The sequence below is a fragment of the Streptacidiphilus sp. PAMC 29251 genome (genome assembly GCF_054208735.2).
In genome coordinates this window covers 5,668,812-5,692,296 of record NZ_CM135725.2, presented here as the reverse complement: position 1 = coordinate 5,692,296, position 23,485 = coordinate 5,668,812, and the positions used below count along the sequence as shown (strand labels likewise).

The window sequence follows — 23,485 nt, the reverse complement described above, 5'->3', positions numbered from 1 at the left end:
ACGAGGAGTACCCGATGGCCAACCGCCCGCCCTCGACGCCGATGGAGACCCTGGGCCCGTGCCCGCCGTGGTGCGACGGCATCCACGCCGAGGGCGGCGAGCAGTGGGGCATCTCGCAGTTCCACGAGACGCTCCCGCTGAAGGCGGAGCTCGTCGTCAACGACTTCCGGTACGAGATCGCCGAGGCCGTCATCGTCCAGTACCCAAGGGCATCCGACCCCGAGCGACGCAAGGCGTACATCTCCATGGACCTCAGCATGGGCGGAGTGGAGATGGAGCCCGAGGACATCGAGCGCCTCGCCGCCGCCCTTGAGGGCTACCTGCCGAAGCTGCGGTGGCTCGCTGCACAGCTGGTCGAGATCCGGGCGAATGATCCGGGCGACCCGACCATGAGGGACTGATACCCGGCCTGCCGTGACAGGCCCGTAGGCTGCGCGCGGGGGTCCTGGCCGAGGTCGAGCAGGGCCCCCGCTTTGGATGTTACGGGTACAGGTGAGGAATCTCCCGGTAGCGTTACGCCTATGAGTGAAGACGATTGCCCCATGTGCTCCGAGCCGATCGACGGCCCGCTCTACCTCGTCACCGGCTCCCAGAGGCACGGCCGCAGGTGGTCCAGCGGCCAGTTCGGCATCTGCACAGACTGCTACACCGCTGGCGGCCCGGACCCTGAGACCGGCCTGACGAAGCTCGCCAGCCTGCGCGAGAGCAGCGGCTTCCGCTGGCAGGACCTGGTGGGGCGCGGGAAGCCCCTGCCTGCCGCAGAGTGCGCCGGCTGCGGTCGGCTGGTCGTGCGGGGCGCTGACCCGCTGCTGAAGCGCGTCACCTGCTCCCGAACATGCTCAACCAGCCTTACGCGTACCCGTAACGGCAACCAGGGCAGCGAGGACCCGTGCCAGGGCTGCGGGAAGCCCATCACCACCGGCCGGGCCGACTCGCGGTTCTGCGGCTCGGCGTGCCGCCAGAAGGCGTACCGGCAGCGGAAGGCCGCCCCCGCTGTAACGGTTGTCGAAGCACCTCCGAGCAGTGCCCCAAGGAGGCGCAAGGAGGGGGCGAGGAACATTGCAAAGGGCGTAGCCGCCCTGTCCGGCCTCACCGATGGGCTGCGCCGGGCTGAGTTGGACGACACGACCACGGCCGAGCAGGCGCAACTCTGGGCCGCCGACGTTGCTACGAGCTTGGCGGACATCCGGAGCTTGTTGGCGAAGCTGAGGCGACACGCACAGCAGCAGTAGCCGTAACGGCCATACGGTCGACGCCGTCCGTTACGGCCCGAACCTCCGGTAACGGATCGGTCGTACTGCGTAGTCACCAAGGCGCGCACTGGAACGCTGGGCTCCCAACCACCCAGGGGGACCAGCGCCATGACCAACCCGACCCAACCGCCTGCCTGGCAGCCACCACCACCGCGCCAGGTCTCCGGCCGCCGGAAGCTGAAGATCGCCGGGATCGGATGCGGCAGCATCCTCCTCGCCCTGATCGTCATCGGCGGCATCAGCGCCGCCGTCGACCCGCAGAAGAAGACCGCGGCGACCACTCCGATCGCGGTCACTCAGTCGGCGGTCGCTATCGCCACTGCGAGCAGCAGCCCGCCAGCTCCGTCGCCATCACCGACCCCGGCACCGACGACGGCCAGCCCGACGCCCAAGCCGAGCCCCACCACCCCGAGCCCGACGCCTAAGCCGAAGCCGGCCAAGGCTAAGCCGTCACCGACCGGCTGCGGCCCAGAGCGGGACGTCATCGTCTGGTACGTCGCCCCCACCCTGACCAACAACGCCCAGGTGCTCGGGAACTACAACCTGGCGACGTGCGAGAGCACGTTCACGATGATCCAGGACACCTCACCGACCGGGCCCGGCTACTGCACCGAGGCCGCCTGGGCGAGCGACAACCCTGGATACAACGCCGACGCGACCCCGGCGAAGCGTCCCAAGAAGGTACAGGTGTCGGTCGGGCCGGCCTGCTGAGAAATCAGGACCCAGTCGACGGGCGTCCAACCCATCCCACCGTGCACTCAGGACAGCGGTTGCTCGGAGAGAGGTGCTGAGGCCCCGGCAATGTCGCCCAAGCGCGCTCCGACATGGGAGACCAGCGCCTCATATTTGCCAACGACTTGCCGCAGAGGGCTACGAGGGATCCGTCCTTCGCGATGTGCCACATGCCCTCGTCGTCGGTGTCGTCGTCAGGCCTACCCTCAGCGTAGATCCAATAGCCCGCCATGCTGCCCACCTCCTCCGACAACACTGCGCCCAGCGGCATCAGGCTGCCACCGGGCGCCGAGGGGCTCCTAGGCTTCGCCGCGGTGCTGTAGTCGCTCAGCCATGGCAGCCCCGACCGTGTAGGCGGGGTGTCCGTCGAGACGGCGGCGGGCCCGGTTGTACCGCTGTGTCGTCCTCGGATCCTTGTGGCCGGCTGCGTCCTGGACGACATGCAGCGGGACGCCCTGGTCGAGCGCGTCGGTGATGAACCCGTGCCGCAGAACGTGCGGGTGGATCGAGTCGACCTGCGGCAGGCCGGCGCGCTTGGCCAGGCGCCGCAGCAGCTTCCACACCTCGGGCTCGGCCAGGCGCCGACCGGTCCGGGTGGTGAACAGCGGGCCCTCGGTACGGCCGTCGAGGTACGAGTCGAGGGCGTCGACCGTGATGGGCGGCAGCGGAAGCTTCGCCGCGGCCCCGCCCTTCTTGATGATGGTCAACGTCCGATGCCCGCGGTCGTACCCGAGGGACGACACGTCGGCGGCGAGCGCCCCGTCGACCCGCAGCCCGAGCGTATAGAGGACGACCACTACGGCGTAGGCCCTCGGCGACAGTGCGCGGGCGGCGTCGATCAGCCGGGCCGTCTCTGCCTCGGTCAGCCCCTCCGTACCGGAGTGGTCGGGGTCGACGTTGGGGCGGTCGACGTCGGCGAAGGGGTTCCGGTCCGTGGCCTCGATGCTGACGGCGTACTTGTAGAACGAGCTGGCCGTCGACAGGGCGTGCGCCACGGTCGTGCTCGGCGTGCCCTGCTGCTCCAAGCCGCGCATGTAGGCGTCCGCGTGCGGTCGGCGGGCCTGCAGCGGGTGGACGTCGACGGCCCGGCAGAACTCGTCCCAGCGGCGGAAGCCTCGGGCATAGGCGCGGCGGGTGTGCGCGGACCGCTTCGACATGATCCAGAGCGAGACCAGACTCGGGAGGTCGTCCCCGTAGTGGGCTTCGAGATCGGTGCGGACCTTCGCGGCGTCCGCCAGTTCGATCGAGCGCTCCGGGGCGGCATTAAGGGGCACAAGTTCGGTGGAGAGGGCGCGATCTGACGGTGCATCCATAAGGGAAGGATAACAGTAATTATTCTTCTCTTTCTGCTGATCCGAAGTGGTGGCCATGGCCACCGGTCTGGATCACGCTGCCCGCTTGCCCGGGTGATCCTTCCCGACGTCCGGAAGGGCGGCCTCGAACAGTTCGGCACTCTCGGCGTCGGTGAGTGCCAGGACCTCGCACAGCACCTCGGCGACCTTCCGCGACGGTGTCCGCCGACCGGTCTCCAACTGGATCAGGTACCCGTGATCCAGCCCTGCGAGCCGGGCGGCCTCCCTGCCGCGGAGCCCGGCGCGCATCCTGGCCTGGTTGAGCATCACGCCGAGTTCGGGCGGCGGGATCCTGCGCTCCCTGATGGTGGTGGTCATGGTGTCCGCCTCTCCGACGGGTTGGTCTGGGTGAGCACGACGTGCCGCCGACCCATGGACGAGGGTCGGCGGCACGCTGCACGGCCATCAGCCGGCCGTGCATCCCACCGGACAAGGAAGCCGGCAGGGGGTCAAAGGGGGTCAGCCTCGGGCCGGCGGACCGGAGCGGATCCGGCGGAGCACGCCGAGCGCGGCGGCCTGCTTTGCCACGTCCTCGGCGGGCGTCCGGTCCGCCCAGTAGCGGGCGAACGCCGTCAGCGCGGAGGCCGTCATGTCGGCGCCGATCTCGGCCTGCTCCGCAGCGGTCCGCGTGTCCGAGGACCACTGACGCTTCGCCTCCCAGGACTTGCCGACGGCGTCCGCCGGGATCCCGACCTCGGCGGGCGGCGCGGGCTCCAGGTCGAGTTCCTGGCTGCCGTCGTACAGCACCGTGAGCTTGCTCGGGTCCATGAGAACGCCGACCAGCTTGCCGTCCTGGTCGTAGACGGGAACGGGGCCCTCAGGCATGGGTCAGCGCCCGCGGGGGTGCTTGTGGATCTCGCTCAGGACGCGGGTGGCGGCGGCACCCATCTGCTGCGCGAGGAGGTCGTTCTCCGCCGCTGCACGCGGGGCGTTCAGGCCCTTCCGCAGCTGGGCGACGGCCTGCTGCTTGGCCATCTCGTCAGGCTGCTGCGCCGCGGCAACGGGAGCCTTCGCCGGGGCCGCCTTCGGCGCCGCCTGCTGGGGTGCGCCGCTGCTGGACTCGGCGATCGGCGTGATGTTCTTGGGGTCGCAGATCCCGATCAGCTGCCCGGATTCGTTGTACAGCGCGACCCAGCTCTCGTCGGGCTTCGCCTTCGCGATCAGGGCCCGGGTGACAGGGCGGATGGTCCTGCGGGGTGCGGTGGTCATGACGGTCCTTCCGGTCACTGCTGAATGATGGTGTTGGCCCGGCGGGCGGGCTGGTTCTGCTGCTCCTGGTCGACCTGCGCAGCCGCGTACTCCACCAACTGCGCCATCAGAGCGTCGGCCTGCGCCTGCAGGCTGTCCGGGTCGAGCTGGTTGGCAACCTGGCGCTGCTGGGCGATCAGGGCCACCACCAGCTTCTCGGCCCGGTCGAGTTCCCCGTCCTCGCCCGGTGCGCCGACAGCGACGACACGCTGCTCCGCTACCCGCTTCTGGCCCTCCAGGCTGGCGACGACCTCGTCGATCGCCGTCATCCTGGCGCGGGCCGCGACGACGCCGTCGACATCCCCGGCCTCGCGTGCCGCGGCAAGCTGCATGCCGACCTCTTCGCGGTCGACGCCGAGCTGCTCCAGGCGCCCGAGCAGCCCAGTGATGGTGACACCCAGTGCCTCAAGTTCGGCGTAGAAGCCAGCGGCGCGGGACTCGGCGGCCGGGATCGCCGCAACGAGTACCGCGGCGGCCTCCTGCAGCACCGCCCGCTCCTCCAAGGGCCCGGCCGACCGGTCCGTGTCGCCGGCCTCGCCCCTCAGCCTGTTGGCCTTGTTCCGGGCCCCGGCGAGGACCTGGTCGGCTTCGGCGCGCAGCCGGTCCGCTTCCTGCTGGCCGGCCGTGAGTACGGCCTGCAGCTCGGCGCGCAGCTGGGCGGCCTGGTCGTGGAGCGCCTGGGCCTGGGCGCGGAGCTCGGCGGGGGTCTCGGTGGTGGTCTGAGTGTGCATCAGGTCTCCTTGGCGGGTGTGGTCGTCGGGTCGAAAAGGGATGTGGCCGGGTGGGCGTACAGGGCTGCCTGTACGGGCGCTGCAGGGTCCGCGGTGCACTCGCCGCCCCGCCGTCGTGTCCCGCGCATTCAGGCCGCCGTTCGGTTGCTCCGTCCTGCCAGCCACACGGCCGCGGCACCGCTATCGATGAGCCACCCGCCGCCGGTCGTCCGCATCCCCGGGAGGACGCCTGTGTTGACTTGCCGGCGCACATACGAATCGCTGCATCCTGCGAGCCGCGCAAGTTGCTGCGTGGTCAGCTGGTCTGTCACAGCCGACACTCCCGCCACAGAGGCGAACTCAGGTTCCACGGTTCCGAATGTGCCCTCGACCAGCAGGGATGCGCGGAACTGCAGCGCAACCTTGTGCACGTCCTCGGAGAACCTCACCAGGGCGTCGGGCACGCACCCGTCCCGGCGCCCCATGTCGTAGACCGCGCGGCGCAGCACCGAGTCCAGACGGGAGGCGTCCTCGCCGTCCAGCAGCAGGTACGCCCCGACGGGCAGCCGCATCGCCATCAGCAGCTCACCCCGGCTCCCCGGGCGGTGCACCAGCGGCGGTGCGCCGGTCGTTCAGCGTTCATCGTGCGGTCCTTCGCGGGGTGGTGCGGAGCGTTGCGGGCGGGCGTACGGCTGCAGGTGTTCAATCGCGGGTGCTGGCGGAGGGTGTTTGATTGGCGCGCCTGCTCCGGGGCGACCTGCGGCGCTTGGCGGCCATGCCGAGCAGGATGTTTTGAAGGTCGAGGGCGGCGGCGAGCTGCGCCTCGGCGAACGGGGCCTTGGCCGCGGCCCTACGGGCGAGTTCACGCACGACACGGATCTGCTCGATGACCCGCTGCTCGGTCTTGTCCAGTTCGACGGTGGATCCGCCGTGCCAGTAGCAGGGCCCCGTGCCGGGGGTGTCGGTGCCCCATCCGGCGGTCTGCCTGCAGGGCACGTCCCGCTTGCCGGGGCGACCGCACAGGGCCGCCTGTGACCTGGGCGGCTTGGGGGGTGCGGCTGTGTCCCTGGCGGCCTTGTTCGCGGCGGTCCAGGAGTCGTTGATGGCGCGTTTGGCGGGGCGGGCTGCTTCCCACATGTCGCCGACGAGTTCGACGAAGTGGGCGCCGCGCAGTTCCTCGGCGAGGGCGTCGGTCTGTGCCCAGGTTTGGGTCCACTTCTGCCCGACGTAGAGCACGGCGACGTTGCCGGGCAAGCGCACGAGGGTGCCGGCGGGCGGTGCGGGTTCCTGGTGGTCGTATTCGGACGACCGGCGGCAGGCGAGGTAGGGGCGCTTGCCGAGGGGCCAGGTGGGCTTGGCGGGGGTGGTCATAGCGGTCTCCTTGCCGGGGTGGCTTCTGGGCTTTGCGCGGCGTTGCTTTGGGGCGGCGTATCAGGCCGGGCTGCTGCTGCTGAGCTGGACGATGTACGGGCGGCCGCAGACGGGTACGCGGAGTCCGACGGCGAGGTGTCGGTGGGCTCCTCCGCAGCCGGGGCAGCTGGTGACGACGACTTGTTCGGCTCCGCTGGTGCGGAGGATCGTGGCGGCGACGAGGGGCGGGACGGGGGCGCTGAGCATGATCGGTTCTCCTATGGTTTTCAGGCTGCTGTCGGGGCGCTGGTGAGGTGGTTGCGGACGGGGACCCACTGCAGCTGGCAGTCGGGTGCGGGGCATTCGAGGACTTCGCGGCGCCGGTTGTTGATGGTCGCGGTGCCGACGGAGCCGCAGCGGCGCAGTGCGCGGCAGGCCGGGCAGTGGACCTCGACGGTGGGCGTCTTCGCGGTGCGGCTGACCTTCGCCATGCGAGATGTCACGGTGGTCTCCTGGGTTATTCGGCGAGCCAGCTGGCGGCGGTGATGCACATCGCCGTGAGGGGGTTGGGGTCGTCGCGGTGAAGTTCGGCGAGGGCTTCGATGTAGGCGGTCCGGTCGGGGATGCCGTCGCGGTAGGCGAGGGCGTCGACCAGGGCGAGGACGGCCCGCTTGATGGATTCGTTGACGGCATCCCCGGAGTCGAAGCGGTGACTCTCCATGAGGACCCGGTGGAGGGCGTCTTGGACGATGGTCATCGGTTGCTCCCGACCGCGCGCATAACGTGCCGGCGGATGGTGTCGTGGGGGTCGTTCCCGCCGGGGCGGAGGATGTCCTTCTCGCCGTTGGGGCCTTCGGTGTAGAGGGCGGTGGCGCCGCTGGCGAGGTTGGCGGCGAGGGTCGCCAGGTTGCTGCAGTGCTGCTGGACCAGGCTGCGGTGTTCCTGGCCGAGCTGGTACATGAGGGCCCACCGGATGGCGCTGAGTCCGTGGGCAAGGTCGCCGAGCCCGGGTGCGGTGTCGTTGGCGCATCCCTGGCAGAGGGCGCCTTCGGGGGTGGTGATGACGTAGTGGTCGAACTCGACGGGTTCGCCGCACTCGGGGCAGTCGGCGTGGACGGGGTGCTCAAGCTCAATCATGACGGGGCTGGTCACGATGTCTCCTGGGTCTGCTGGTGGTTGGCGATCATGCGGAGCCGGGCCTGCTTTGCGGCGTACCGGCGGCGGAGCCCGGCTGTACGGCGTGCCGTGAACTCGGCTCGGGTCTGTTGCTGGGCTTCGCGCCGAGCGGTTGCGTCGGCGATCTGATCGGCGATCCGCTTCTCGGCGGAGGCACGGAGGATCTCGGCGAGGTCCGGGTCGGGGCTGCGGTCACCCTTTTCGCGCGCCGTGCGAACTATCTGCGACGCCACTTCAGGGTTCTGACCTGCGATGTCTGACTTACTTCGCGTATTTCGCATAGTTCGCTCAGACCGTTCCGTCCAGGTTGTCGACCCAGGACAGGGCTTCGCAGTCCAGGACTTCACGGGCGCGGGTGACCGCGACGTAGGCGAGCATCGCCAGAGCCCGGGTGATCCGCAGCTCGCCGGTCTCCGGGTTCCGCTTGGGGGCATGGAAGTCGCTGCCGATCTTGACCGTGGCCCACTCGCGCCCCTTGGACTTGTGCGCCGTGGAGACGGTCACCTGGGCGTTCCTCTCGTCCGAGAGCGCCCCGGCGGCCTGGATCAGGCGGGTCGGACCGTGCTCCTCGATGAGGTCGACCAGGGGCTTGAGGTCGGCGCCGTCCGGGTCGTTCTCGGCGTAGTCGACGACCTGGTCCCAGGTGGAGAAGGCCATCAGCTCCGGATGGCTCGTCGCCCTGCCGGCCTTCAGGTCCACTGCGGCGTAGGCCATGTCCTTCATCGCCTTGCCGCCGCCGACGACCGCGACCTTGGTGCCGGTGGCCATGAGCGCCATGGCTGCTCCCATGCAGCCGGCGTTGGTGCGGCACAGGATGGCGTCCGGGCGGTGGAGCTGGCCGAGCCGCGAGTCGATGCGGTCGTAACCGGTCAGCCGAAGGGGGGCGTCGAGGACGCCCAGCCAGACGTTGGCCTCCTCCGCGATGGCGTTGCCGAACCGGAAAGACTGGCTGAGCGTCAACTCACTTCCTGGCAGAACACCGAGGGCATCCTCGGCTCCACGCCAGGCGTAGAGCTGCTGGCAGCTGTCGCCGACGGCGATCCGCTGCACGTGGTGCTGGTCGAGCATGAAGCCGGTGAGTGCGGGGTTGGCGTCCTGGGCCTCATCGAGCATCACGTAGTCCTCCTCCACCTTGGGGCTGCAGAGGAGGTACTGCTTGAGGTAGGCGTCCTGGTCGTACTTCAGGCGGCCTTCAGGGTCGGTCCAGTCCTCCCAGACCATCTGCGCGAGCGGCGCGACGGCTTCGGCCAGCCGCTCGTTCTCCTCGGCGTCGTAGCCCTTGATCCTCGGGATGTGCTTGGCGCCGATGGCCCGGTCCGCACTGTGACAGAAGCGCTTGGCGGCAGCCGTGGCATGGATCACGACCTGCCAGGGTGCGAGCGGCGCGAGTGTCTCGCTGACGGCCAGGGGCCGCGCCACGCCGAGGATTTGAGCAACGGTGCGGGCCGGAAGACGGGAGCTGTTGATCCTGTGCCGGTAGCGGATGCCGATGGTGGCGTAGGCGAGTCCGTGGCTGGTGACGCAGCGGACCGTTCGGGGGAACGACCTCGCGGCCTCCTCCTTGATGGGCCGGTTGTAGGCGATGTAGAGGCCGCGGCTGCTTCCGGCTGCGGCGGCGGTGAACTTCAGGGTGCTGGTCTTCCCGGCTCCGGCACCGGCCTGGATCTTGAGGTCGTGGCCGAGGAGGAAGTCGTCGATCACTTCCTGCTGCTCGGCGGTGGGCGGGTACGTCATGGTCACCTCCTTCATGAAGGACTTCGGCGGCTACTTTGCGTAACCGGCTTGCGGGTGGGGCTTGTTCGCGGCGAAAGAAGCCGAAGATGCGAAGTAACCCCAAAAGCGCAGGTCAGCGCCTCGGCTTATCGCACCCTTCTTTCGCGGGTGCGAAGAAAGGGGTCAAGTGTCATCGCAGGTCAGAGGCATAGTTCGCTACTTCTGCTTAGTTCGCCGCAGTGTCAGGACGGGGCGACCGCCCGTCTCCTGCGAATACATTTCGTAACCGTCGATCTTGAGGAGCTCACCCACGAGGGCATCCAGGTCGGCCTTCTTGCGGTGGCCGCCGAAGCACCCCTTCGTGATCTCCGTACGGGTGACACCGCCATCGCCAGCGGCATCCACGAAGCCCTTGAGCCGATCGAAGTCGGGGTTGCCGGAGCCGGTGCCGAAGATGTACCAAGCGGAGTCCTCGGCGTAGGCCCACAGCGCCTCGGCGGCCTGCAGGTGCTCCAGGCCGATACGGTCCTCGCCGTCGAGCAACGCCGCCGTGACGGACAGTCGCAGAACCTGGGGTGCCGCCCGGGCCACGACCTGGGCGACCGGCCCGTCACCGATGTGATCGGGAGTCAGGCGCGGGTAGATCTCACGCCAGTACTTGGCGGCCTCCAAGGTGCGCTGCATCCGCTTGACGCTCGCCGCTGCCGCGATCCGTTCGGCCAACTGCGCACCCAACGCCTTGATGTCTGCCTGCTCCAGCATCCCGCCGTCCGGTAGCCGCTTGGACCGCTTGGACATGACCGGCAGGTACCGGTTCATCGTTCCCCCGGCCCGCTCGGACTCCGAGAGCTTGGCTCGCAGTTCGGTCGGAGTGACGTGCCCGATCACCACGATGTGCGGGTCGGTGGCGACCCGGGGCCGGATCGTCATGGTGCGCAGCGTGTCGCCGTCCCAGGCCTGCCGCACGATTGGCAGCAGCGTATTTCCGTCCCGCTTGCCCTGGGCCAGTACCGAGGCGAACTCGGACTCCACGACCAGGAGGCGCTTGTCGCTGACGCCTTCGTCGAAGTGCTCGTCCTCGGGGTCGCCGGTGGAGTCGCGGACCTGGAAGATCAGCCCCTCGGCGGAAGACAGGCCGCCCATGATTCGGGTGCCGCAGAACTTGTCGTCGGCCTCCTTCAGCACCTGCTTGATCTCCGACCAGGAGGTGCCCTTCATGCCGCCGGCGGTCGCGCCGATGATGAGCGGCCACACCCGTGCGCCGTGCTCCGTGCCGCCGACGAACATGTGCGGGGTGCGGCCGATCATGGCCCCGGCTCCGGCGTACAGGGTGAACAACATCGCCGCAGCGCTTGCCTCACTGTGCGGCAGGATCGTGTTGATGATCGTGCCCGGAAGCCCGTAGAGCGCGCCCTTGCCCAACTCGGGCCAGGGTCGGCCCGCCGGCGACTGTGGCTCGGGGTCCTTCACCCCGTTCTTGCCCACGATGGCCGCGGCGATGTCCTCGATGTCGTCGCTCACGCTGCGCCCCTTGCCGCCCGCTGGGCGCTGTTGATGGTCTGCTGCGCCTCGTGCTGGTCGAGGCCGATGTGCAGGGCCGCGTCGAGCAGGCAGCCCGCAGCGGAGTGGTCGTCGATGTCGCCGGCACCGGCGTGCTCGAAGGCCTTGCACGCGGCCCAGAACAGGCGGCTGTTCCGCTCGCCCTCCTGGGCTTCGAGGACCACCTTGACCAGGCCCGTCATGAACCGGGTCGGCTGCGCCGTCGACGCCGATCGCGGCGGGGTCGCGACCTGCGGCTTGGGCATGTGCCCGGTCACCTCAAGGTGGTGCAGCAGCCACGCCGGCGCCTCCTTGGGCCGCAGGACGTCACCGAGACGCCGGTACTCACCCTCTGGCCGCTCGGAAGTCGGCGCGGTGATGTAGGAGCCGGTGGACCGGACATCGATCTTCCAGCCGAACTTGGCCTCGGACTTGTTGACGACCAGTCCGGCCGGGAGAGTCCAGTAGAAGTGCCATCCGTCGCGGGGCGTGGACACAAACAGCGTGTCGCCGGGGAACGGGGCTCCGTAGCGCTCCAGGATGATCGCGAGGACGTCCTTGCCGTCGACGACACCGGGCAGGTCGTACGGGTGCGGTGGTGCGCTGGCGTCCTTGGCCGTGTCGCAGTCGACGGTGACCAAGCTGGCCGGACCCGGGCTGATGCCGACGTTGGCATCGGGAAAGCGGTCCCAGATACTGCGGATGCGCTGCTCATCGACGGTCGCGGCATGGAATCCGTGGCAGAAGTCGGCCGGGTGCGGGCATCCGCTGATGCCGTGGTGCGGGACATAGTGCGGGGACTTGGGATTGCAGAGCTCGCAGCCCTTCAGCGGCACGTTAGTGCCGGGGCTGAGCCCGAGGACGGGCCAGCCCATTGAAGCGAAGGCGAGGGCCGCCTTGAGGCGCCTGGCCCGCTTCATACTGCTGGTGCCGTAGACCGCAGCGGACTGCCCTACTCCGCCGGGGTCGTGACGGCCGCCACCCTCTTCCTGGCGGCCGTGGTTCTGGTTCAACTTGGTAGCTCCTGGATCTTGAAGTACTGGGGACCGGACGGCGGAGGCTGAGGGTGTGTCCTCCGCCGTCCGGGATGGTGCGGGCGTGCGCGTCAACTGCCGGCCTCAGGCGACGGCGGCGCCCTGGAGCGCGGTGGCGGCACCCATTCGGGCGCGCTGGGCGCGGAGCCCAGCCACCCAGGCGGAGGCCGAGGCGATGAGCGCGTCGACCTCGTCGAGGGTGAGGTCGCGGTCCACCGGGTCACCGTCGGCATCGGTCGCGGTCACGGTCAGGAAGTGCTGCTCGGGCTCGGTGTCCTCAAGGAACAGCAGGTTCCGGGTCGAGACGACGACCTCACTGTCCGGGCCAGGCAGCACCAGCTGTAGCGCGGCGCCCTGGTGCGCCGCCCAGGCGTACCGGTCCCCCGCACCGGAGTACCCGATGTTGGTCCCGACCACCCAGGACGGGCGGGGGTGACTGTGAGCGTTGAGGATCACGGCGGCCGGCATGGCCGTGGTGGTGGTCACTGCTCCCCCAGGTGGCCGAAGTTGGCGAGCATGTTCTCGACGCGGTCCGCGAAGTCGCGGATCTGCGCGGGCAACTGCTGGGCCTGCTCGAAGGACAGCTCGACCGGTGCACCGCCGTCGTCGACGACGACCTCACGCTTCTCCGGGAACGTGCCGTCCGCGAACCAGCGGGTCTCGGTGATGGACACCACGACCGTGCCGATCTCCAGCTGGACGGGCTCGCCTTCGAGCGGCTCGTCGACGTTGACCGGGGGCCTGGCGGGCGTGGATCCCGCCAGGTCGTCCGGGGTGACGTCGGACCGCTCGCTGAGCTGCTGCGCGAAGTCCGCTTCGATGATTTCGGCGGGGACACCGTGGCGGCGGGCGACGATCAAGTCGACGACCGAGCGCGGGATCCGGGTGTCGTCGTAGCCGACGAGCAGGATCGGCCTGTCGCCGGGTTCTGCGACCCAGGCGGTGTACACGTTGCCGTTGGTCGCCTCGCAGGCGACGTTGACGAACAGGGCCGTGTCCGGGCGCTCGGCCTCGGCGACGGGGGTGTCGGCGGCCAACTGCTCGGCCGCCTTGCTGTAGCGGCGCTTGTCTGCGTCGCAGACGTCGGCGGTACTTCCGCCAGGGGTTGTTCTTGCCAGTACCATGAGCTTGGATTCACGTCCTTGGCTTGTGCGCCCGGCTGGAATCGGAAGGCGCAAGGTGAGCGGCGATCAAGGCCTCGGGGTGAACACCCGAGGCCTTCGCCATGAGTTGGGTTAGGCCGCCTCTTCGAGCAGGCGGATCAGCGATGCGGTCACGACCCTGTGGCGGGTGCCGAAGGAGAGGACCCGGACGGGTGCCTCACCGCGCTTCAGCAGGGCGTACAGGTGGGATTTTGAGATCCCGATAGCCGTGGCTGCCTGGGGTACGTCCACCGTGGCGGGCCACTTCCGGACGTCCGCGAGTGTGGGTGGCCTCGTCACGCGGCCCTCGCGCTCTGATCGCTAATCCACGCGAGCACATCGGCCTTGCGGTACCGAACCCGGGCCGCACGACCCGGCCCGAGCTTCTCGTAGGGCGGTCCGATGCCAAGGCACCGCCAGTTCGCGAGCGTCTGCTTGGCGACCTTCATTACGGGACCTGTCTCATCCGGCGTTAGCCAGATTTCGGGATCGCCAGCAGTGTTCTGTGGCATGGAAACTCCAAGGTGAACAGCCTGATCGCTGCAAATGGCGATTAGGTTCGCCGTTGTATGGATCCTAGCTCGGTAGCTTGCGGGATGTCCACCCTGTGCCACAGAATAGCCATCATGGCTTCTAATGCAGTGGTGAGCGGTCCAACTTCGCGGCGGGTGGCGGCGAACATTGAGCGCCTCCGTAAGGCACGTCAGCTCCACCAAAAGGACCTTTCGGCGCTGCTGGCCGGGGTCGGGCGCCCGATGCTCCCCACTGTCATCAGCAAGATGGAACGCGGTGAGCGCCGCATCGATGTGGACGACCTAGTCGCGCTTGCTCTGGCACTGAACGTGAGCCCGAGCACGCTCCTCTTGCCGCCGACGTCGGGTAGCGATCCCGTGGCTCTCACTGAGAGGTGCAGCGTGAGCAGCCGTACGGCGTGGAACTGGGCCGAGGGCCAGCAGACGGCGATGGACGAGCCCGGTGGGAGCGCCAACTTCGCCGAGCCAGGTGCCGATCCCGCGATCCCCTTGGACGCCTACGATCGAGAACAGCATTACGGGCGACAGCAGTTGGCCTACCAGGCCCTCGCCCAACCCGAGGAGCGTCGGCGCGGCACGGACAACTCCATCGTGCGGCTCGTCCGCAATTTCGCTGAGGTCATCATCGACTTGGTCGTGCCATCTGCCGACAGCGACGAAGCTGGCCGCAAAGCACTCTTGCGTATGGCGCGCCGTCGGCATGCTTCGCTCGGATTCGAGTTGGACGAGATTGCCGAGAGCCTCGACAGGCCTGCCACCGAGGGCGGCGAGGCTGCCCCGGGGCAGCAGTAGCGCAGGCCCGACCGTAGTGGTCGGGCCGGAGAATTAGGGGAGCAGTATGGCTGACCCGATCAAGAAGATCGTGCTGAGCAACGGCACAACGCGGTACCGGTTTGTCGTGGACATCGGCTTCGACGCCGAGGGGAAGCGCAAGCAACTGACCGTCACGAAGGACACCAAGAAGGAAGCGGTCGCCGAGCTGGCCCGCATCCGCCACCAGCGAGCCAACGGCTCCTACGTGGCACCCAACAAGATGACCGTCGACGAGTTGCTCGACCAGTGGCTGAAGTCCGCGACGCGGGACGTCGACGAGAACACGGTCTCCAACTACGGCGAGGCGATCCGGCCGGTGCGCCGGCACATGGGCCACCGGCGGATCCAGGAACTGTCAGAGGATGACATCGAGGCTCTCATCGACTGGATGGTCACCAGTGGTCGAGTCCGCGGCGGCACCCCGGGCACCGGACTGGGTATCAGGTCCGTCCGGCTGGCCGTGGGCCGCTTCCGGGCCGCACTACATCTCGCGGTGCGCCGTCAGCTGGTTGTGCGGAACGTCGCCGAGCACGTCGTCGTGTCCCGCGACGCCAAGCGGAAGGCCACCGAGGGCAAGGTCGTCCAACAGCCGTGGGACGAGGACGAGGTGAAGGCATTCCTCGCGGGCATCCAGGGCCACCGACTGTACGGGCCGATGATGCTCTCGATGATCGCCGAACGGCCAGCCGAGGTCTGCGGCGCCCGCTGGGAGGAAGACGTCGACCTGGACGGCGAGGGCACCATCACCATCGGCAACACGAGGACCCTCGTGTTCGACCGCACCAGGGAGAAGGGAGAGCGACTGAAGGTAGTGGAGAAGGGGCCGAAGTCCGACGCGGGCAAGCGCGTGCTCCCGCTGCCGCTTCCGGTCAGCAAGGCCCTGCGGTCGTTCCACGCGATCCAGGCCGCCGAGAAGTTGGCCGCAGGTGACGGGTACGAGAACACCGGCTACGTCCTGGTCGACGAGCTCGGCCGGCCGTTCAAGACGGACAAGCTGCGGCGTGAGGCCAAGAAGTTGATGGCGCTGGCCGGAGTGCGGCCGGTGCGGTTGTACGACGCAAGGCACGCCTGCCTGTCGTGGATGGCGAACAACGGGGTGCCCGACGTTGTGGTCTCCGCTTGGGCTGGTCACAGTGACCTGTCGTTCACCAAGCGGACTTACGTGCACCCTGAGGCGAAGAGTCTGCGGGCGGGTGCGGAGAAGCTGGGCGAGCTGCTCGGCTGACGCATGATCAAAAACCGTTTGTGAGAAATTGTGAGACGACGGCCCCCGGGAACGACCAAGGGCCCCGCTTCACTGAAGTGAAACAGGGCCCTGACCTGGGCCTGAAGCCCATTGCGCTGGTGCGCTCAGCAGGATTCGAACCTGCAACCTCTTGATCCGTAGTCAAGTGCTCTATCCGTTGAGCTATGAGCGCCTGCCTGGCTTCTGGGCGGTTTTCATTCGCCCCGCTGCCCTGCGAGTGCAACATTACACGAGGCCCGGCCTGGGGTGAAATCGGGTTTTGAGGGGCCTGGTGGTGCGCTGGGCGGGTGGGGTGGGCACCGCCCTCGGACTGGGGGCAGGGAGCTGGCTCGGGTGCGGGGCGGCTCGGGGCGGGGCAGTGGCTCGGGTGCGGGGGTCGGCCGGCGGCGGCCAGGGTGCCTGGGGGCGGTGGGGTGCATAGCGTTGCCGCGCGTACTTCGGGGGTGTTTTCAGGTGAACGCTGCGTAAATGCGGGGGGAAATGTTTCGCTTTCCTCATCCGCGTAGTCGTGCCCTCGCCGACCGTAACAGAATGTAAATGTCAACGCCCTTCGCATGGACATTTATCAAGTTCCTGGATCTACCGTGTAAACACCTGACCCGCACGCGATATTCACATTGTGCTATGCCTAGGATGGCGTCAACAAAGCTCAGGCCGAACGCCTACCCCAGGATTTCCATGTCCAGTATATCCGGTTTGCTCCACGACGCTCCCCACTTCATCAACACGTTGACCTCGGGAAATGCCTGGCGCCAAGTGGTTCCGCTGGGTCTCGCCGGGGTCATCGTGTGGGTTCTGTGGCTCTACCGCGCGGTAGTGTCGCGATTCGCCGCACCGGTGGTCAACGATTACCGGACCTCCACATCCGTAGTCGTCCCCTCCTACCGGGAGGATCCGGAGATCCTGCTCCGCTGCCTGGAATCCTGGCGGTCGCAGAATCCCACCGAAATCATCATCGTCATCGACACCGCGGATACCGAGGCGCAGCGTCTTCTGGCCGAGGTGGAGGATCCGCGGCTGCGGGTCATCGTTTTCGAGCACCATGGGAAGCGGTCGGCCCTCGGGGTCGGAATTCGGGCGGCGAGCAGCGAGATCCTGGTGTTCGCCGACTCGGACACGTCCTGGGAGAAGGGACTGCTGGACGCGGTCCAGATGCCCTTCGTCGACCCGCAGATCGGCGGGGTGGGCACCCAGCAGAACGTCTACCAGCGGACCACCAGCGTCTGGCGCCGGATCGCGGACTGGCTGGTCAACCTGCGCTACTACGACTACGTGCCGGCGATGAGCCGGCAGGGCGGGGTGATCTGCCTCTCCGGCCGGACCGCGGCGTACCGCCGTTCGGTGGTGCTGCCGGTGGTGGAGCACCTGGAGAACGAGTTCTTCCTGGGACGGCGCTGCGTCGCCGGGGACGACGGTCGGCTCACCTGGCTGACCCTGGCGTCCGGCTACAAGACGGTGCACCAGTCGAACGCCCGTGCCATCTCGATGTTCCCCTCCTCCTTCCGCGCCTTTGTGAAGCAGCGGATCCGCTGGAGCCGGAACTCGTACCGCTGTTATCTGACCGCGCTGTGGAAGGGCTGGCTGTGGCGGACCCCGATGGTGTCCAGGATCACCGTGCTGCAGATCCTGCTCACCCCGGTGACCATGGGCCTGACCATGGGGTTCCTCTTCTTCAGCCGACTGGACTACACCGCCCGCGGGTGGGCCTTCGCCGCCGCCTGGCTGCTGATCGGGCGTGGCATCCGCGGCTACTCGCACCTGCGGCGGCACCCGCTGGAGATCTTCCTGCTGCCGCTCACCGCGCTGACGGTGATCATGATCTCGCTGCCGATCAAGCTGTACGCCTTTGTGACCATGAACAAGCAGGGCTGGCTCACCCGCAGCACCGACTCGGTCGGCGGCCAGGGGCAGAGCGCGGCGACGCTGCAGCGGGAGGAGCCGAAGCTTCAGCTGCAGCAGAACAGCAGCAGCAACGGCAACGGCAACGGCCAGCAGAAGGAGGCGGTGGGGGCATGAGGGGGCGGGTTCAGAACCAGACGCAGAATCAGACGCGGAGCCAGACACCGAACCAGACACAGAACCAGGCGCAGCGCCGCAGCGTGGTCCATCGGGTGGCGGCTGGGGCGTTGACCGCGCTGGTCCTGGGTGCGTTGGCCGGGCCGGCTGCGACCACGGCGGCCGCCGACGCCCCCGGCAGCACCAGCGGCACAACCCCGGTCGCCGCCGCGCCGGTCCTGGACGCGACCACCGCGGCCAAGGAGTCCGCGGTCCTCGCCGCCGAGGACCGGCGGATCTCGCAGCTGCGTTCGGTCGTCTCGGTCGCCCCCTTGCACGGCACCAGCTGGAAGTCCCCGTACCGGCTGGCCACCGCCTCCGGCTACACCCTGGTGCTGACCTCGCGGAAGGCCGCGTACACCGTCACCGACCTGCTGAAACTCGCTCCGCAGACCTTCGTACGGCAGGCGGACGGCTCGTACCTGCTGCTGGAGAGCATCTATGTCGACAACGGCGCGAAGCTCAACCTCACCGCTCCGGGCGGGCTGACCCTACGGATGGCCAGCAACGTCAACGGCTTCGTCAGCATCGTCGCGTTCGGCGGCTCGCTGTCCATGGTCGGCAGCGTGCAGCAGCCGCTGCGGATCACCAGCTGGGACGCGCGGACCGCGAAGCCGGACACCGATCCCACCGACGGCCGCGCCTACATCAGGGCCATCGGCGGCACCTTCACCATGGAGCACGTCGAAGCCTCCGACCTGGGCTTCTGGAGCGGACGCACCGGCGGCATCAGCCTCACCGGCACCGACCGGCCCAACACCGGCTCGACCCAGGGCCCGACGCCCTACGTCCCGGTGCACGGCAAGGTCGCCCGCAAGGACAGCAAGGCCGCGCAGAAGCTGGAGAAGGGCAAGGACGCGGCGAAGTCCACGGACGACCTGGGCACCAGCGCGGTGGACAGCCTGCCGGCCGGCGCGATCGCCACCCCGGGCAGCCAGTTCGACGTCGGCGGCCTCTCCTATGTCTCCGCGACGATCAGCGACTCGACCATCACCGGCGATGCCTACGGCCTCTTCGTCTCCAGCGCCAACGGGGTCCAGATCTCCCGGACGAAGATCAGCGGCAGCCTGGTCGACGGCCTGGTGCTGTACCGCTTCGCCACCCAGGTGGTGCTCGAGAAGGTCGACTCCAGCCGCAACCAGGGCGACGGCTTCGTGCTGGCCCGGGCGGCCCAGGAGATCCGGATCAGCGGCTCCACCGCCGACCAGAACTCCGGCAACGGCTTCACCCTGAACGGCCAGGCGCTGGCCACCGGACCGTCCGCGTCCGGCGGTCCGGTCGGCTCGTACGGCAACAACACCATCGCCAACAGCACCGCGAACAACAACGGGCACTACGGTGTCGAGGTGCTCGGCGGGATGAACATCAACATCGACAACAACGGCATCGCCGGAAACACCATGGGCATCGTGGTCCGCCGCAACTCGGACAAGGTCTCCCTGGTCGGCAACATCCTCACCGCCCAGCAGCGCGAGGGCATCTCCATCCGCGACGGCAACACCGGCGGCACCGTCAGCGGCAACATCGTGAAGGGCGCCCAGACCGGCATCTACCTGCGCGACTCCACCGCCGACGTGACCGGGAACACCGTGAAGGGCGCCGCGCTGCACGCGGTGACCCTGGTCGGCAAGGACAGCGGCACCAATATCTCCGACAACGTGCTGAGCGGCGAGGGCACCAGCGCGGTCTCCTCGTCCCGGTCCGAGGGCGGCCACCTGGTCGGCTCCAACGACACCATCGGCTGGCACAACACCACGCCGCTGCTGACCCGGATCCTGCGGCTGCTGCACCCGACCACGCTGGTCTGGATCGGCGTCTTCCTGCTGATCGTGGTGGCCGGGGTGAAGGGCCGCCGGAGCAGGCGGCTGCACACCGCCGGCTCGTCCAGCGACCTGCTGGCCGGGCTCCCGTACCAGGACAAGACGCCGCTGCCGCAGGTGATCGTGGGCGAGCTGGCCGCGGCCCGGGCCGAGTCCACCGGACGGCACGCGGCCCAGGACCCGTCCGCGGCCCAGGCCGCCGCCCGGGCCGGCGACCAGCTCGAGCCCGTGGGGTGAGCGCCGACATGAGCAGCGCACCGCCGGTGTCCCCGCCCTCACCTCGGCCGCCGCGACCGCCCAGGCCGCCGGGCTGGTGGCGGATGCCCGCCCTGTTCGGGCTGGGAGGCGCGCTGATGGCCACGGTCATCTGCGTCCTCGCTTTCAGCGGCGGGGGTGGGAACGGGAGCGGGAACGCCGGCAAGACGGTCGACGCGAGCCAGAGCCGACACCACAAGGGCGGCCTGCCGACCGGCGTCCCGACCGCCGGGGCCAGCAGTTACACCGGCGGGGACGCCAGCGGCGAGCCGTCGGCCGACCCGTCCGCGGCGCCCTCGGCGGACGGCTCCACGGGCGAGGCCGGGACGGGTACGGCCGGGGCGGGCGGGGCGGCGTCCTGCCCGACCGCGACGGTGACGGTCGGTTCGGCCGAGGAGCTGGTGAACGCCCTGACCTCGGTCGCCCCCGGCTCGGTCATCGACCTCGCCGACGGCACCTACCAGGGCCAGTTCAGCGCCACCGCGGTCGGCACCGCGGCCGATCCGGTCTACCTCTGCGGCGGGCCGGGGGCGGTCCTCGACGGCGGCAGCACCGGCAAGGGCTATGTCCTGCACATCCAGAACTCCGCCTACTGGCACCTGGTCGGCTTCACCGTCCAGAATGGCCAGAAGGGGGTGGTGCTGGACCACACCCAGCACTCCACCGTGCAGGGATTGACGGTGCATCAGATCGGCGACGAGGCGATCCACCTGCGGGAGTTCAGCAGTGACAACCTGGTCGTCGGCAACACCGTCGAGCACACCGGGCTGAACCGCGACAAGTTCGGCGAGGGCGTCTACCTGGGCACCGCCAAGTCCAACTGGTGCAGCCTGACCGCATGTCAGCCCGACAACAGCGACCGCAACACGGTCAAGGGCAATGTCTTCGACCAGACCACGGCGGAGAACGTGGACGTCAAGGAGGGCACCACCGGTGGCCTCATCCTCGACAACACCTTCAACGGCGACGGCATCACCAGCGCCGGCGGCAGCGGCTGGATCAACGTCAAGGGCAACGGCTATCTGATCCAGGGCAACACCGGCCACAACTCGCCGCAGGACGGCTTCCAGACCCACGAGATCCTCAAGGGCTGGGGCACCGGCAACACCTTCAAGGGCAATACGGCCGACGTGAACGGCCCCGGCTACGGGTTCCATCTGACGCCGGTCCTGGGCAACCGGATCACCTGCGACAACAAGGTCCAGGGCGCGGGCAAGGGCCTGAGCAACGTGCCCTGCACGCCCTGACCCGAACCGAGCTGAATCAATTCCGACCCGACTCGACCTGCTCTGAGGAGACCCCCATGTCATCAGCCTCCGCACAGCCGCTCCGTCTCACCGTCATCGGCACCGGCTACCTCGGTGCCACCCACGCCATCTGCATGGCGGTCCTCGGTTTCGAGGTCCTCGGCATCGACGTCTCGCAGGAGAAGGTCGACCGGCTCAACGCGGGCGAGGTCCCCTTCTTCGAGCCCGGGCTGCCCGAGCAGCTCGCCAAGGCCCTGGACTCCGGCCGGCTCCGCTTCACCACCGACTACGCCGAGGCCGGCGCGTTCGGCGACCTGCACTTCCTCTGCGTCGGCACTCCGCAGCAGCCCGGCTCGGACGCGGCCGACATGACCTACGTCGACAGCGCCGTCACCTCGCTCGCGCCACACCTCACCCGGAGAGCCCTGGTGGTCGGGAAATCCACCGTCCCGGTCGGCACGGCGGCGCGGCTCACCGGGCTGCTGCAGGGCCTCGCGCCCGCCGGGGAGGCGGTGGAGCTGGCCTGGAACCCGGAGTTCCTGCGCGAGGGCTACGCCGTCGAGGACACCCTGCGTCCGGACCGGCTGGTCTTCGGCACCTCCTCGGCCTGGGCCGAACAGCAGCTGCGCACGGCGTTCGCCCCGGTCATAGAGGGCGGCTCACCGGTCGTGGTGACCGACCTGCCGACGGCGGAGCTGGTGAAGGTCGCCGCCAACTCCTTCCTGGCGACCAAGATCTCCTACATCAACGCCATGGCCGAGGTCTGCGAGGCCACCGGCGCGGACGTGCACGACCTCGCGGCGGCGCTCGCCTACGACGACCGGATCGGCGGACGCTTCCTGAAGCCGGGCCTCGGCTTCGGCGGCGGCTGCCTGCCCAAGGACATCCGCGCCTTCGCGCACCGCGCCGAGGAGTTGGGCGTCGGCCAGGCGGTGGCCTTTCTGCACGAGGTGGACGCCATCAACCGCCGCCGCAGGTCCCGCACCGTCGACCTGGTCCGCGAGCTGGCCGGGGGCAGCCTGGAGGGAGTGAAGGTCGCAGCGCTCGGAGCGGCGTTCAAGCCCAACTCGGACGACATCCGCGACGCGCCCGCGCTGGACGTCTCGGTCAGCCTGCGCCGCGCGGGCGCGGTCGTCCGGGTGTACGACCCGCAGGCGATGGCCAACGCACGCCGCAGCTACCCCGAACTCGACTACGCCGAGAGCACGTTGGAGGCCGCGAAGGACGCAGACGTGGTGGTCCTGCTGACCGAGTGGAACGAGTTCCGCGACATCGAACCCGACGCCCTGGCCGCGGTCACCGCGGGCCGCAGCATCGTCGACGGCCGCCACGCCCTCGACCCGGCGGCCTGGCGCGCGGCCGGCTGGACCTACCGCGCCCTCGGCCGCCCGTGAGGATCTGAGCCTTCGACACCGCCCCGGCCGTCCACCCGTGCGGCGGCCGGGCGGCGTCACCAGGCGAGCCGGTACGGTCCGTCCGCCCCCTCCGCCCGCTGCGCGCCGGTGCGTTCGGCGAGGCTCTGGGCGAAGCCCGGTTCGGCCTCCCACCAGCGCAGCGCCCGGTATCCGGCTGCCCGGGCCCCCTCGGCCGCGGCGGCCGCCAGGGCCGCCAGCAGCTCGGACTCGTCCGCGGTCACCCCGTGCTCGGTGTTCCAGCCGGAGGTGATCCGCTGCCGCTCCCGGGCCACCAGGATCCACTGCAGCACTGCCCCGTGATCCGGACCGCCCCGCTCGGCGTTGGCGTCGGCGTAGGCGTCGGCGTCGGCGTCGGCGTCGGCGTCGGCGAAGAACACCGCCCAGCCGAGCAGCTGCCCGTCGCGCCTGGCGGCCACGACTCCGGCGGGCGGGGGCCAGGTACTGCGCGTCAGTTCCGGCATCGGCACCGGCAGGCCCCGGTACAGGTCCTGGTAGAGGGACCGTTCGGCGGCCCAGTCGGCCACCCGCTCCAGCTTGATCACAGGGACTCCCGACGGCCGATGCCCATGGACGGTGCTGTTCCACGCTATGAGCGGGGCCGGTGCGGTGCATCCCGGCCCTGGCCCGCCGTGGTGGCGGGCGGGGTGGTGCCGGGCGGCCTTGGCGCTGTTGCGGTACTGGACGCCGGCGGTTCGGCGGAGACCGAAGGCCGCACGGGTGTAGGACAGCTGTTCGCGGCGGCGGGCCGCCGCGGTGATCCTGGCGCGGACCCGGGCGTCGGCCGCGGTCCGGAGTTGCTCGACCTCGGGGAGAGGTCGGTCGGTGCTGGTCAAGGGTCGGGTCCCCTCTCGC

26 protein-coding genes and 1 tRNA gene are annotated in these 23,485 nt (G+C 69.2%); 8 read left to right on the top strand and 19 right to left on the bottom strand.

Annotation, left to right across the window (positions count from 1 at the left end; genetic code table 11):
* The first annotated feature begins 14 nt into the window (after nt 1-14).
* Both ACXKR8_RS26895 and ACXKR8_RS26890 read left to right on the top strand, forming a co-directional pair.
* Entirely contained in the window at nt 15-401 is a 387-nt protein-coding gene (locus ACXKR8_RS26895) for a DUF6907 domain-containing protein (protein WP_458267153.1), read from the top strand.
* A gap of 960 nt (nt 402-1,361) precedes the next feature.
* Nucleotides 1,362-1,964: a hypothetical protein gene (locus tag ACXKR8_RS26890; protein WP_458267151.1), complete on the top strand. Its 603-nt coding sequence runs from the start codon at nt 1,362-1,364 to the stop codon at nt 1,962-1,964.
* A 320-nt stretch (nt 1,965-2,284) separates the two neighbouring features.
* On the opposite strand, the gene ACXKR8_RS26885 is transcribed toward ACXKR8_RS26890, so the two are convergent.
* From ACXKR8_RS26885 to ACXKR8_RS26805, 17 genes are all read right to left on the bottom strand, one after another.
* Nucleotides 2,285-3,298 (bottom strand): tyrosine-type recombinase/integrase, encoded by a 1,014-nt coding sequence (locus ACXKR8_RS26885; protein WP_462099868.1) that lies wholly within the window; start codon nt 3,296-3,298, stop codon nt 2,285-2,287.
* A 72-nt stretch (nt 3,299-3,370) separates the two neighbouring features.
* On the bottom strand, nt 3,371-3,655 hold the full coding sequence (locus tag ACXKR8_RS26880) for a helix-turn-helix domain-containing protein (RefSeq protein ID WP_458267149.1): 285 nt from the start codon (nt 3,653-3,655) through the stop codon (nt 3,371-3,373).
* Between the two features lie 141 nt (nt 3,656-3,796).
* Entirely contained in the window at nt 3,797-4,162 is a 366-nt protein-coding gene (locus ACXKR8_RS26875; protein ID WP_458267148.1) for a hypothetical protein, read from the bottom strand.
* Nucleotides 4,163-4,165: 3 nt separating this feature from the next.
* On the bottom strand, nt 4,166-4,546 hold the full coding sequence (locus ACXKR8_RS26870; protein WP_458267147.1) for a hypothetical protein: 381 nt from the start codon (nt 4,544-4,546) through the stop codon (nt 4,166-4,168).
* Between the two features lie 14 nt (nt 4,547-4,560).
* Nucleotides 4,561-5,316 carry a coiled-coil domain-containing protein gene (locus ACXKR8_RS26865; protein ID WP_458267146.1) on the bottom strand — a complete coding sequence of 252 codons (756 nt, stop codon included), beginning with the start codon at nt 5,314-5,316 and terminating at the stop codon, nt 4,561-4,563.
* Between the two features lie 128 nt (nt 5,317-5,444).
* On the bottom strand, nt 5,445-5,873 hold the full coding sequence (locus ACXKR8_RS26860) for a helix-turn-helix domain-containing protein (protein WP_458267145.1): 429 nt from the start codon (nt 5,871-5,873) through the stop codon (nt 5,445-5,447).
* A gap of 124 nt (nt 5,874-5,997) precedes the next feature.
* Nucleotides 5,998-6,666: a hypothetical protein gene (locus tag ACXKR8_RS26855; protein ID WP_458267144.1), complete on the bottom strand. Its 669-nt coding sequence runs from the start codon at nt 6,664-6,666 to the stop codon at nt 5,998-6,000.
* Between the two features lie 60 nt (nt 6,667-6,726).
* Nucleotides 6,727-6,912 (bottom strand): hypothetical protein, encoded by a 186-nt coding sequence (locus ACXKR8_RS26850; protein ID WP_458267143.1) that lies wholly within the window; start codon nt 6,910-6,912, stop codon nt 6,727-6,729.
* 20 nt (nt 6,913-6,932) lie between these two features.
* A complete protein-coding gene (locus ACXKR8_RS26845) occupies nt 6,933-7,148 on the bottom strand; it encodes a hypothetical protein (protein WP_458267142.1) in 216 nt (71 codons plus the stop codon).
* 14 nt (nt 7,149-7,162) lie between these two features.
* Nucleotides 7,163-7,402 (bottom strand): hypothetical protein, encoded by a 240-nt coding sequence (locus ACXKR8_RS26840; RefSeq protein ID WP_458267141.1) that lies wholly within the window; start codon nt 7,400-7,402, stop codon nt 7,163-7,165.
* Nucleotides 7,399-7,797 carry a hypothetical protein gene (locus tag ACXKR8_RS26835; RefSeq protein WP_458267140.1) on the bottom strand — a complete coding sequence of 133 codons (399 nt, stop codon included), beginning with the start codon at nt 7,795-7,797 and terminating at the stop codon, nt 7,399-7,401. The genes ACXKR8_RS26840 and ACXKR8_RS26835 overlap by 4 nt, the downstream gene beginning before the upstream one ends.
* Nucleotides 7,794-8,054, bottom strand: coding sequence for a hypothetical protein (locus tag ACXKR8_RS26830; RefSeq protein WP_458267139.1), 261 nt, complete (start codon nt 8,052-8,054; stop codon nt 7,794-7,796). The genes ACXKR8_RS26835 and ACXKR8_RS26830 overlap by 4 nt, the downstream gene beginning before the upstream one ends.
* A gap of 55 nt (nt 8,055-8,109) precedes the next feature.
* Complete coding sequence (locus tag ACXKR8_RS26825) at nt 8,110-9,555, bottom strand: UvrD-helicase domain-containing protein (protein WP_458267138.1); 1,446 nt, start codon at nt 9,553-9,555, stop codon at nt 8,110-8,112.
* 195 nt (nt 9,556-9,750) lie between these two features.
* A complete protein-coding gene (locus ACXKR8_RS26820) occupies nt 9,751-11,055 on the bottom strand; it encodes a DUF3987 domain-containing protein (RefSeq protein WP_458267137.1) in 1,305 nt (434 codons plus the stop codon).
* Complete coding sequence (locus ACXKR8_RS26815; RefSeq protein WP_458267136.1) at nt 11,052-12,086, bottom strand: bifunctional DNA primase/polymerase; 1,035 nt, start codon at nt 12,084-12,086, stop codon at nt 11,052-11,054. The genes ACXKR8_RS26820 and ACXKR8_RS26815 overlap by 4 nt, the downstream gene beginning before the upstream one ends.
* Nucleotides 12,087-12,191: 105 nt before the next feature.
* Nucleotides 12,192-12,593 carry a hypothetical protein gene (locus ACXKR8_RS26810; protein WP_458267135.1) on the bottom strand — a complete coding sequence of 134 codons (402 nt, stop codon included), beginning with the start codon at nt 12,591-12,593 and terminating at the stop codon, nt 12,192-12,194.
* Nucleotides 12,590-13,231: a hypothetical protein gene (locus ACXKR8_RS26805; RefSeq protein WP_458267134.1), complete on the bottom strand. Its 642-nt coding sequence runs from the start codon at nt 13,229-13,231 to the stop codon at nt 12,590-12,592. The genes ACXKR8_RS26810 and ACXKR8_RS26805 overlap by 4 nt, the downstream gene beginning before the upstream one ends.
* Nucleotides 13,232-13,875: 644 nt before the next feature.
* Here ACXKR8_RS26805 and ACXKR8_RS26800 point away from each other — a divergent pair.
* Nucleotides 13,876-14,574, top strand: coding sequence for a helix-turn-helix domain-containing protein (locus ACXKR8_RS26800; RefSeq protein ID WP_458267133.1), 699 nt, complete (start codon nt 13,876-13,878; stop codon nt 14,572-14,574).
* Between the two features lie 46 nt (nt 14,575-14,620).
* Nucleotides 14,621-15,820: a tyrosine-type recombinase/integrase gene (locus ACXKR8_RS26795; protein WP_458267132.1), complete on the top strand. Its 1,200-nt coding sequence runs from the start codon at nt 14,621-14,623 to the stop codon at nt 15,818-15,820.
* 117 nt (nt 15,821-15,937) lie between these two features.
* On the opposite strand, the gene ACXKR8_RS26790 is transcribed toward ACXKR8_RS26795, so the two are convergent.
* Nucleotides 15,938-16,013 (bottom strand) — tRNA-Arg (locus ACXKR8_RS26790).
* A 644-nt stretch (nt 16,014-16,657) separates the two neighbouring features.
* Between ACXKR8_RS26790 and ACXKR8_RS26785 the strand changes: the two genes are divergently transcribed.
* The 4 genes from ACXKR8_RS26785 (at nt 16,658) to ACXKR8_RS26770 (ending at nt 22,612) form a co-directional block, all read left to right on the top strand.
* The gene (locus tag ACXKR8_RS26785) at nt 16,658-17,857 is read left to right on the top strand and encodes a glycosyltransferase family 2 protein (protein ID WP_462099867.1); all 1,200 of its coding nucleotides are present in this window, start codon (nt 16,658-16,660) and stop codon (nt 17,855-17,857) included.
* Nucleotides 17,858-17,967: 110 nt separating this feature from the next.
* A complete protein-coding gene (locus ACXKR8_RS26780; protein ID WP_458267130.1) occupies nt 17,968-19,953 on the top strand; it encodes a right-handed parallel beta-helix repeat-containing protein in 1,986 nt (661 codons plus the stop codon).
* 8 nt (nt 19,954-19,961) lie between these two features.
* The gene (locus ACXKR8_RS26775) at nt 19,962-21,218 is read left to right on the top strand and encodes a right-handed parallel beta-helix repeat-containing protein (RefSeq protein ID WP_458267129.1); all 1,257 of its coding nucleotides are present in this window, start codon (nt 19,962-19,964) and stop codon (nt 21,216-21,218) included.
* A gap of 56 nt (nt 21,219-21,274) precedes the next feature.
* Nucleotides 21,275-22,612 carry a UDP-glucose dehydrogenase family protein gene (locus ACXKR8_RS26770; protein ID WP_458267128.1) on the top strand — a complete coding sequence of 446 codons (1,338 nt, stop codon included), beginning with the start codon at nt 21,275-21,277 and terminating at the stop codon, nt 22,610-22,612.
* Nucleotides 22,613-22,668: 56 nt separating this feature from the next.
* Here the strand turns inward: ACXKR8_RS26770 and ACXKR8_RS26765 are convergent, their stop codons facing one another.
* The gene (locus ACXKR8_RS26765) at nt 22,669-23,466 is read right to left on the bottom strand and encodes a hypothetical protein (RefSeq protein WP_458267127.1); all 798 of its coding nucleotides are present in this window, start codon (nt 23,464-23,466) and stop codon (nt 22,669-22,671) included.
* Nucleotides 23,467-23,485: the final 19 nt, after the last annotated feature.